This window comes from Arthrobacter sp. ISL-95 (assembly GCF_018613695.1).
Classification (GTDB): domain Bacteria; phylum Actinomycetota; class Actinomycetes; order Actinomycetales; family Micrococcaceae; genus Arthrobacter.
Window position 1 is genome coordinate 238,793 of the sequence record NZ_JAGGPR010000005.1, and the last position, 6,716, is coordinate 245,508.

The 6,716-nt window shown below is 60.5% G+C and carries 7 protein-coding genes and 1 pseudogene; 3 read left to right on the plus strand and 5 right to left on the minus strand.

Features of this window, described 5'->3' with window-relative positions; all coding sequences use genetic code 11:
• Nucleotides 1-17: 17 nt before the first annotated feature.
• Nucleotides 18-773, plus strand: a complete 756-nt coding sequence (locus J7I86_RS07315) for a hypothetical protein (protein WP_214818417.1) — start codon at nt 18-20, stop codon at nt 771-773.
• Between the two features lie 389 nt (nt 774-1,162).
• On the opposite strand, the gene J7I86_RS07320 is transcribed toward J7I86_RS07315, so the two are convergent.
• From J7I86_RS07320 to J7I86_RS07330, 3 genes are all read right to left on the minus strand, one after another.
• Nucleotides 1,163-1,357: a hypothetical protein gene (locus J7I86_RS07320; RefSeq protein WP_214818420.1), complete on the minus strand. Its 195-nt coding sequence runs from the start codon at nt 1,355-1,357 to the stop codon at nt 1,163-1,165.
• A 107-nt stretch (nt 1,358-1,464) separates the two neighbouring features.
• Nucleotides 1,465-2,916, minus strand: a complete 1,452-nt coding sequence (locus J7I86_RS07325) for an amidase (RefSeq protein ID WP_214818437.1) — start codon at nt 2,914-2,916, stop codon at nt 1,465-1,467.
• 133 nt (nt 2,917-3,049) lie between these two features.
• Entirely contained in the window at nt 3,050-3,649 is a 600-nt protein-coding gene (locus J7I86_RS07330) for an alpha/beta hydrolase (RefSeq protein WP_214818449.1), read from the minus strand.
• 60 nt (nt 3,650-3,709) lie between these two features.
• On the opposite strand from J7I86_RS07330, the gene J7I86_RS07335 reads away from it, so the two are divergent.
• Together J7I86_RS07335 and J7I86_RS07340 are read left to right on the plus strand one after the other, a co-directional pair.
• Nucleotides 3,710-4,048 carry a MerR family transcriptional regulator gene (locus J7I86_RS07335; RefSeq protein WP_214818451.1) on the plus strand — a complete coding sequence of 113 codons (339 nt, stop codon included), beginning with the start codon at nt 3,710-3,712 and terminating at the stop codon, nt 4,046-4,048.
• A 200-nt stretch (nt 4,049-4,248) separates the two neighbouring features.
• A complete protein-coding gene (locus tag J7I86_RS07340) occupies nt 4,249-4,680 on the plus strand; it encodes an ASCH domain-containing protein (RefSeq protein ID WP_214818464.1) in 432 nt (143 codons plus the stop codon).
• Nucleotides 4,681-4,809: 129 nt separating this feature from the next.
• On the opposite strand, the pseudogene J7I86_RS07345 reads toward J7I86_RS07340, so the two are convergent.
• Together J7I86_RS07345 and J7I86_RS07350 are read right to left on the minus strand one after the other, a co-directional pair.
• A pseudogene (locus J7I86_RS07345) lies at nt 4,810-5,008 on the minus strand (fatty acid desaturase); the annotation flags it as partial.
• Between the two features lie 26 nt (nt 5,009-5,034).
• Complete coding sequence (locus J7I86_RS07350) at nt 5,035-6,177, minus strand: acyl-CoA desaturase (protein ID WP_214818466.1); 1,143 nt, start codon at nt 6,175-6,177, stop codon at nt 5,035-5,037.
• Between the last annotated feature and the right edge of the window lie 539 nt (nt 6,178-6,716).

Here is a 6,716-nt window from a genome sequence, read left to right on the forward strand (position 1 = left end):
TTCACGAGAGGACCGCCATGGCCAAGCACGGCGCCGCCGACCCCTACCGTCTCGAAACGCAGCTATACAAGCACGGTATCTACCCCGAAACCTGGGCATGGAGGAACGCCGACTACAGCCAATATCAGTCCAGAAATGCGGCGATAGGGCAGCGCGTCTACGGCGACCGCCAAGTCACGTCCCCGTGGGGCAGAGGCAGTGGTGACAGCAGTGTCAGCCACATTTGGCTCAGCGCGGCACTTATCAATATGCTCACAGTCATTCCTGGCGTCACGGTCTTCCACCGCCTCAGGGCTCCGGGCACACCACGTAAACCGCTGAACACGAAGTTCCCCATTGAGCACGCCGTCCTACATGGCTCCACCGTCTTCCTGATTGACCCCAACGGCTCCTATTGGTCCAAGCTGTCCCTGGGATGGACGCAGAAGCAGAACGGGCGGTACGGCATCGGCCCGAAGGCGCACTTCAGCTACAACCATGAAGGCCTCGCCGACGGGGCCCGCCGCTTCACGACCCTCCCCGGGATTCAGCAAGTGATCCCACTGCTGGGCATGAATGTCACTCCGATGTCAGGCGTGGACTCCAGCCGCAACCCGCCGATCACGCCCGTGGTCCGGTGGTCTCCCCAAGGCGTGGGACTATTCACGATCAACGAGATGATGGACTTCATCAGCTCCAGCATCACCGCCGCTCTGCCATCCTGGCAGGACAATCCGGAGCTCCGGACCGCCATGATCGACCTGCAGGAACGGACCCTCTTCACCTTCAACTGAACGGCCCGGCTAACACGCACGATGCACGCTTCAACCCGACGCCCTTGAACGGAGTTGTGAGCTGCATGTTTTGCACACGACCCTTGCGTTTTGCCGGTATGACCCCTGCACGTAAACATCGATCCTTTACCGGACGCTCACAATCCGCCACTGGCCTGACGAAGAAAATCTGCGGTGGGCGGGCCCGGTCAAGCGAGGATCAGGGCTGCTTGGAGAGGACGTAATTCTGGGTGAGGTTGTCGATGTCTCCGGGATAGATGGTGACCCGAACGGTTCCATCGTTGTCTTTCTCTACCAATAGACCCCGTCGTACCTTCGTGGGATCGGTTTTCCCTGGGTCGGCGACTGGCCCTATCACGCCGGATTGATTCTCGTATCTCGCCTCTGGTTTATCCAGCCGAGATAAGGACTCCCACGTCCAGGAGGATGAGGTACCCGAGCTTTTCAGCCTTTCCACGGAACGGCTGTCCAAGGGGAAAATCCTTGACGGCAAGTGAGTTGTCGGCATGCAGCTCCATGGTCGCAGCCGGGACATCGTTGCCAACTGTGCTTTCGTCGGCCGAGCCGACCCATGTCCCGGTCAACTCATCACGGTTCGCTGCAGGCCGCTGAGTACAGCCCGTAAGCCCGGGCTGCGTCTCACGTGGACGAAGAGACCGTTTGAGAATCGGCTATCGGACGGCTGTAGGCCTTATTTCGGTGGCTCGAAGCCGCCGAGCGTCTGCTCGAGCAGTTCAGCCAGGCGCAGCGGGGTGCGGTCCTCGTACATCGGACCGATGAGTTGTACGCCTACAGGCAGCCCCTCCGGGGACCGGCCGGCGGGTATGGCGGTGGCAGGTAGTCCGGGCAAGGTGGCCAGACCGGCCCAGATCGATTGATCAACGGACGGGTACGCGACGCCGTCGATGTCGATCCTCTGTTCCCCGCGGTCCGGGTTGTGGTCGTGCGGGAACGCGGGAATCGACATGATCGGACACACCACGGCATCGAATTCGGCGAAGAATTGCCGCCACGCGTGACGGTGAACTTCACGGCGGATGTCGGCGTCGATCCAATCGCGGTGGCTCAGGACCAGACCGCGCAGCCGTGTCGCGTCCATGCTCTGGTCATCCGGGTTCAGGGTGGCGGCCTGTTTCTGCAGGTTTTCGTAGGCCGGCGCGGGAAGTCGGGCGCCGCTGCTCGAAAGCATCAACTTCGCGTAGAGCGTCGCGTTTTCGGCCAGGTCGGGCATGACCGGACTGTGCCGCTCGACGCGGGCCCCGCCGTCCACGAGCGCGGCGGCGACCCGGTTCAGCCCGGCCCGCACCGCGGACCCGGTCACAATGAGCGGATGCTCGTCGAGTACCAGGACGCGGAAGTCGGAGAGCCTCTGGTGGCGGGCGGGCGGCAGAGTCAGATCGTAGGCGACGCCGCGCGTTAACGGGTCCGGTCCCGCCATCACATCGAGCAACAATGTGAGGTCGCGGGCGGTGCGCGCCATTGGACCGCAGACGCCGAGGTCGCCCTCGATCGGCAACGCCGGTGCGTGCGGCGGCACCATCCCGCGGGTCGCCACCAGCCCGAACGTAGGCTTGTGTGCGTAAATACCGCAGAAATGCGCCGGGTTGCGCAGTGAACCTGCGAGGTCGGAGCCGATAGACAGCGCGCCGAGTCCCGATGCCAGCGCCGCCGCTGATCCGCCGGAGGACCCGCCTGGCGTGCGACCGTGGTCCCAAGGGTTATTGGTGGTGCCGTAGATCTCGTTGAAGCTCTGCCAATCTTGCAGCATGAACGGCACATTGGTTTTGCCGAGAATCACCGCTCCCGCGGCCTTCAACCGCGACACCATCACCGCGTCCTCATCGGGCGCATAGTTCGCATACTGCGGCATACCCCAGGTCGTGGGCAACCCGGCAACGTTGTAGGACTCTTTGACCGTCACAGGAATACCGAGCAGCGGCCGGTCCTCGCCGCGGGCGCGCGCCTCGTCAGCCCGACGCGCGGCGGCCCGTGCACGATCGAAGTCCGTCACACAGATCGAATTGATCGCCTTGTCGTCCCGCTCGATACGGAAGATCGCCTCGTCGGTCAGCTCAACCGAGGTCACCTCGCCGGTCCGCAATGCGGTCATCAGCTCTTCGGCCGAAAGAAATGCCCACTCCATGAATCCGATTCTAGGGGCCGCCCCAGGCCGCTGCCCCATATCCCCGTTCACCGGGACGGCCTCGATGTTCGCTCCCGCGGCTTCCACGAATCGAAGAGCGGCGCCGGTGGAGCGCTGTTCGGTGACCGATCCTTTACCGGTCGTCTGCATCGATGCGTGCGAGGTTGAGCACAGCTGGGAGGCTTGTCACGCCATCTTCTGCCAAGAAGTGCCCGGCTCCCTGTTGAACATACAGCTGCGCGTCGAGGCGCTTAGCGAGGTTGTCAGATGATGCCGTCGGCACGAAAGGGTCCGCATCAGAGCGGATGACTGCCCGCTCGTGGATATTCCTTGCTATGCGTTCAACGTCAACGTTGGTTGCGAGGTATCCATCGAGTACGGGCAATGATTCCAGTGGCCCAGTGAAACCGGCTACCAACACAAGAGCGCCTAGTTCCCATGGCTCCGGAAGCGCCTCGAGCACGCGGAGTGCCGTGATGGCTCCGAGGGAATGCGCCACTACTACCGTTCTCGCATCGAGCACTCCAAGTTCAGCACTGACAGCGCTCTCCCAGGCTGCTGCGTCAGGAGCGTCGGGGGCAGGAAGAAGGACCACTGTTGCGGCGATGCCTTCAGCTTGGAGTTCGCTTTTGAGCCAGGGGAACCAGTGTGCGTCCGGTGCTGCGGCGTACCCGTGGACGATGGCGACGCGTTGGATGGAATGAGTCGGGCGGGCGGAGGTTGCTATGTTCATAAGCAACGACCCTAGAGGGTCACGTTAGCGTGAGGGTCAATTGGCTTAGGAAGGATTTCGATGCTGATCGGGGAGCTCTCTGAGCGAACGGGTGTGAGCCGGCGGGCGCTTCGCTACTACGAAGAGCAGGGCCTTCTCGTTCCCGAACGGGCGTGCAATGGATACCGTGTGTACTCCGGTGATGCTCCACTCATCGTGGCTCAGATTCAGGGCCTGTATGCCGCGGGCCTCGACTCCGACGCCATCCGCCAGTACCTTCCTTGCGCCCGTGGACGCACACCCGACCTCGAAATGTGTGCAGAACTACGTACACACCTAAGCGGCCGAGCGGCAGAACTTGGCACTCAGGCCGAGACTCTAATCCGGCAGCGCGAAGCGATCCTCGCCCACCTTTCCTAAAGCCCGGACTAGTGACACCGTTATCCCGCTCGCCAACCAAGGGTCCACAACGACTGTTGACCTGTACCCGGCATAGTGAATTTGACGGCTACGGGTAGCGTTCGCGACCCCTGCCTTTCGCGCCAGCGCCCGCAAGCCGATCCTTCAGCGGACGGTGCTCTCCCGGATTGCGGCGCAGAGGAGCAATCTAGGATTTCAAGATGCTACCTGCAAACGAAGTTGCTGGTCTGCCGGTCGAAGAGTATGGGTTTCCGGGACCCCTGCGAGATGCACTCGTTGGCGCGATCCTTGATGGACGGAAGACGTGCACGACCTCTCTGGTCGTCCAATACGAGCTCGAGGACGAGCCTTTGCCGGTTGTCGGTCAACGCGGTGTGGTCGTTGATTCGTCCGGGCTGCCCGTCTGCATCACAAAAGTCACCGAGGCTCGCGTAGTGCCCGTAGGCGCCGTTGATGCAGCACATGCGATCGACGAAGGCGAGGGCTGCCAGGCAGTCTCCGACTGGCGCGCAGGGCACGAGGAAGTCTGGCATAGCCCCGACTTTCGGACCGCCATGCGTGATCCCACCTTTACGGTCTCGGACTCGACGGAAGCCGTTTTAGCTCGTTTCTGTGTGCACGTCCAGCGCTAAAATCCCGGCAAAATTGCGGTCTAGCGAGTGCACGGTGAGGGATCCTTTACCGTGGGTTTCTCTGGTCCTCCAGCTACGGGTAGCTTTTTCGTTGGTAGGACTTGCGTGATCGATGGAAGCCTTGGTGGTTTAGTACGTTGCCGGTAGTGCGGATTTGAAGACTTTGGCCCATGCCGATCCGACCTGCTTCAGGAGCGGCCCGGTGGTGTACTTCAGCTCGTACTTCTGGCAGATTTCCTGGACTTTGGGTGCTACGTACCGGTGGGAGGGCAGGTCCGGGAAGGTGGTGCTCAATCTGGTGCGTGAGGTTGCCGGTCATCAGGTCTAGAGTTCCCTCCGGTGGCGAGGATGCTGCTAGTTGCGGGGTCTGAGCTGCGCGACCATGGGACAGACAAACGGGTCCGTGTTTGAAGACAGACCAACCTTGTTCAAATAGTTGATCACCAGAGCGTACGACTCGAACAACCCCTTCTCGGTGTAGGGGATGTTCTTCTCTTTGCAGAACTCCATGACAATCTCCCGTGCACGGGCAAGGGAAGGTCGAGGCATTGAGGGGAAGAGGTGATGCTCGATCTGATAGTTCAGTCCTCCCAGAAGGTTGTCTTTCAACCATGAGGGACGGACGTTTCGTGAGGTCAGTACCTGTCGTTCAAAGAAGCTGATTTTGGCGTCTTCAGGGATAAGAGGCATCCCTTTGTGGTTGGGAGCAAAAGCGCCGCCCATGAAAAGTCCGAAGCTCAGCATGAAGGCAAGCCAGAGGATCCCACCGAAGATTGGTCCGAACAAAACCATTAGCAGTGCAATCGGAACTCCCTGCCGGACCACCATCATGGCGAACTCCCCGAACCGTCCCTTCAGAGGTTTCCCGTTCTTTCCTTTGCTGAAGATGGCAGCGAATGAGTCAAGGAGAAGGTCGAACCCGGTGAGAGTGAGGAGGATCGGGAAGAGCCAGCCCTGGTTCTTGGTGATGAATCTTTCCGGGACCGGCTTTGCTTCCATGTCTTCGGTTCTAAACGCAAGAACTCGAATGTGAATGTCCGGGTCCTTGTGGATTTGGTTAGGCGCACGGTGATGCTGGTTGTGCTTCCTCGTCCAAAATCCATACGAGAGACCAGCGAACAGGTTAGCCGCGATCTTCCCGTAGAAGTCGTTGCGTTTGTTGGAGAGGAACACCTGCCGGTGGGACGTTTCGTGTGCGATGAATCCGTACTGGGCTGCCGCGATTCCGAGGAGGACCACTGGCGGGAGCGCGATTGCCCATGAGGTTCCCGTCGCAGCAATCGTTACGACCAGTGCCCACAGGACTGCCGCCGCCAGCGAGATGATGACGAAACGTTTGATGTAGAAAGCTGGATTCTTTGCCAGCAAACCTTCATGTTTGATCTTGTCCAGGATTTCGGAATACAAGGTGGAACCCGTGGTCCGGGGTACAGCTTGGTGACTCATGCCAGGCATGGAAAGCGCTGCAACCCGTTGGGATTGGTCGATCGTCGTCATGGTCCGATTTTAGCGAAAAGTGTTTTTCGGGACCCTTTACGCGGCGAACCGAACAGGCACGGCAGCCTCCCTGCAGCCGGGAGCGCGGTGCGAATGTAGACCCAGCTGACGCATGAGTCCCGCACTGAGCAGGTGCCCGAACTTACCTCTCCGGGTCCGGTGCTGTCACCGACACCGGGGCCTGCAATCTGCCGGCACAGCCCAGACCGGGGCCACTTTCCGGACGGTCATATGCTTTCAGCTGTGCCCACTGCCGCCGGCCGTTTTAGGGCCTTGCAAGGTCAGGTCAGGTCAGTCCAGGGCAGAGCCCCAAAGGCGACCCAACTGAGAGAGCCCACAGGTGATTTGACGAGACTTCAGAGTGTGGCTATATTCTTTTCTCGTAAGAAAAGTGAACGGAAGTTCCCCCGACTGAAGTGGTGTAGTTAGCTGTTTTGGGGGGAAGTACCGTTGCAGTAATACCTGGTCGTCGACAGCTTGAGACGGCCAGTGCAACACCAGCAGTACCGGGCCGTCAAGCAGTAGGAGACGGAAACAGC

Bases quoted from the DNA above. Each gene is read 5' to 3' on its own strand.
- J7I86_RS07315 (WP_214818417.1), top strand. From the start codon at position 18: ATGGCCAAGCACGGCGCCGCCGACCCCTACCGTCTCGAAACGCAGCTA.
- J7I86_RS07330 (WP_214818449.1), bottom strand. From the start codon at position 3,649: ATGAACATAGCAACCTCCGCCCGCCCGACTCATTCCATCCAACGCGTC.
- J7I86_RS07325 (WP_214818437.1), bottom strand. From the start codon at position 2,916: ATGGAGTGGGCATTTCTTTCGGCCGAAGAGCTGATGACCGCATTGCGG.
- J7I86_RS07350 (WP_214818466.1), bottom strand. From the start codon at position 6,177: ATGACGACGATCGACCAATCCCAACGGGTTGCAGCGCTTTCCATGCCT.
- J7I86_RS07340 (WP_214818464.1), top strand. From the start codon at position 4,249: ATGCTACCTGCAAACGAAGTTGCTGGTCTGCCGGTCGAAGAGTATGGG.
- J7I86_RS07335 (WP_214818451.1), top strand. From the start codon at position 3,710: ATGCTGATCGGGGAGCTCTCTGAGCGAACGGGTGTGAGCCGGCGGGCG.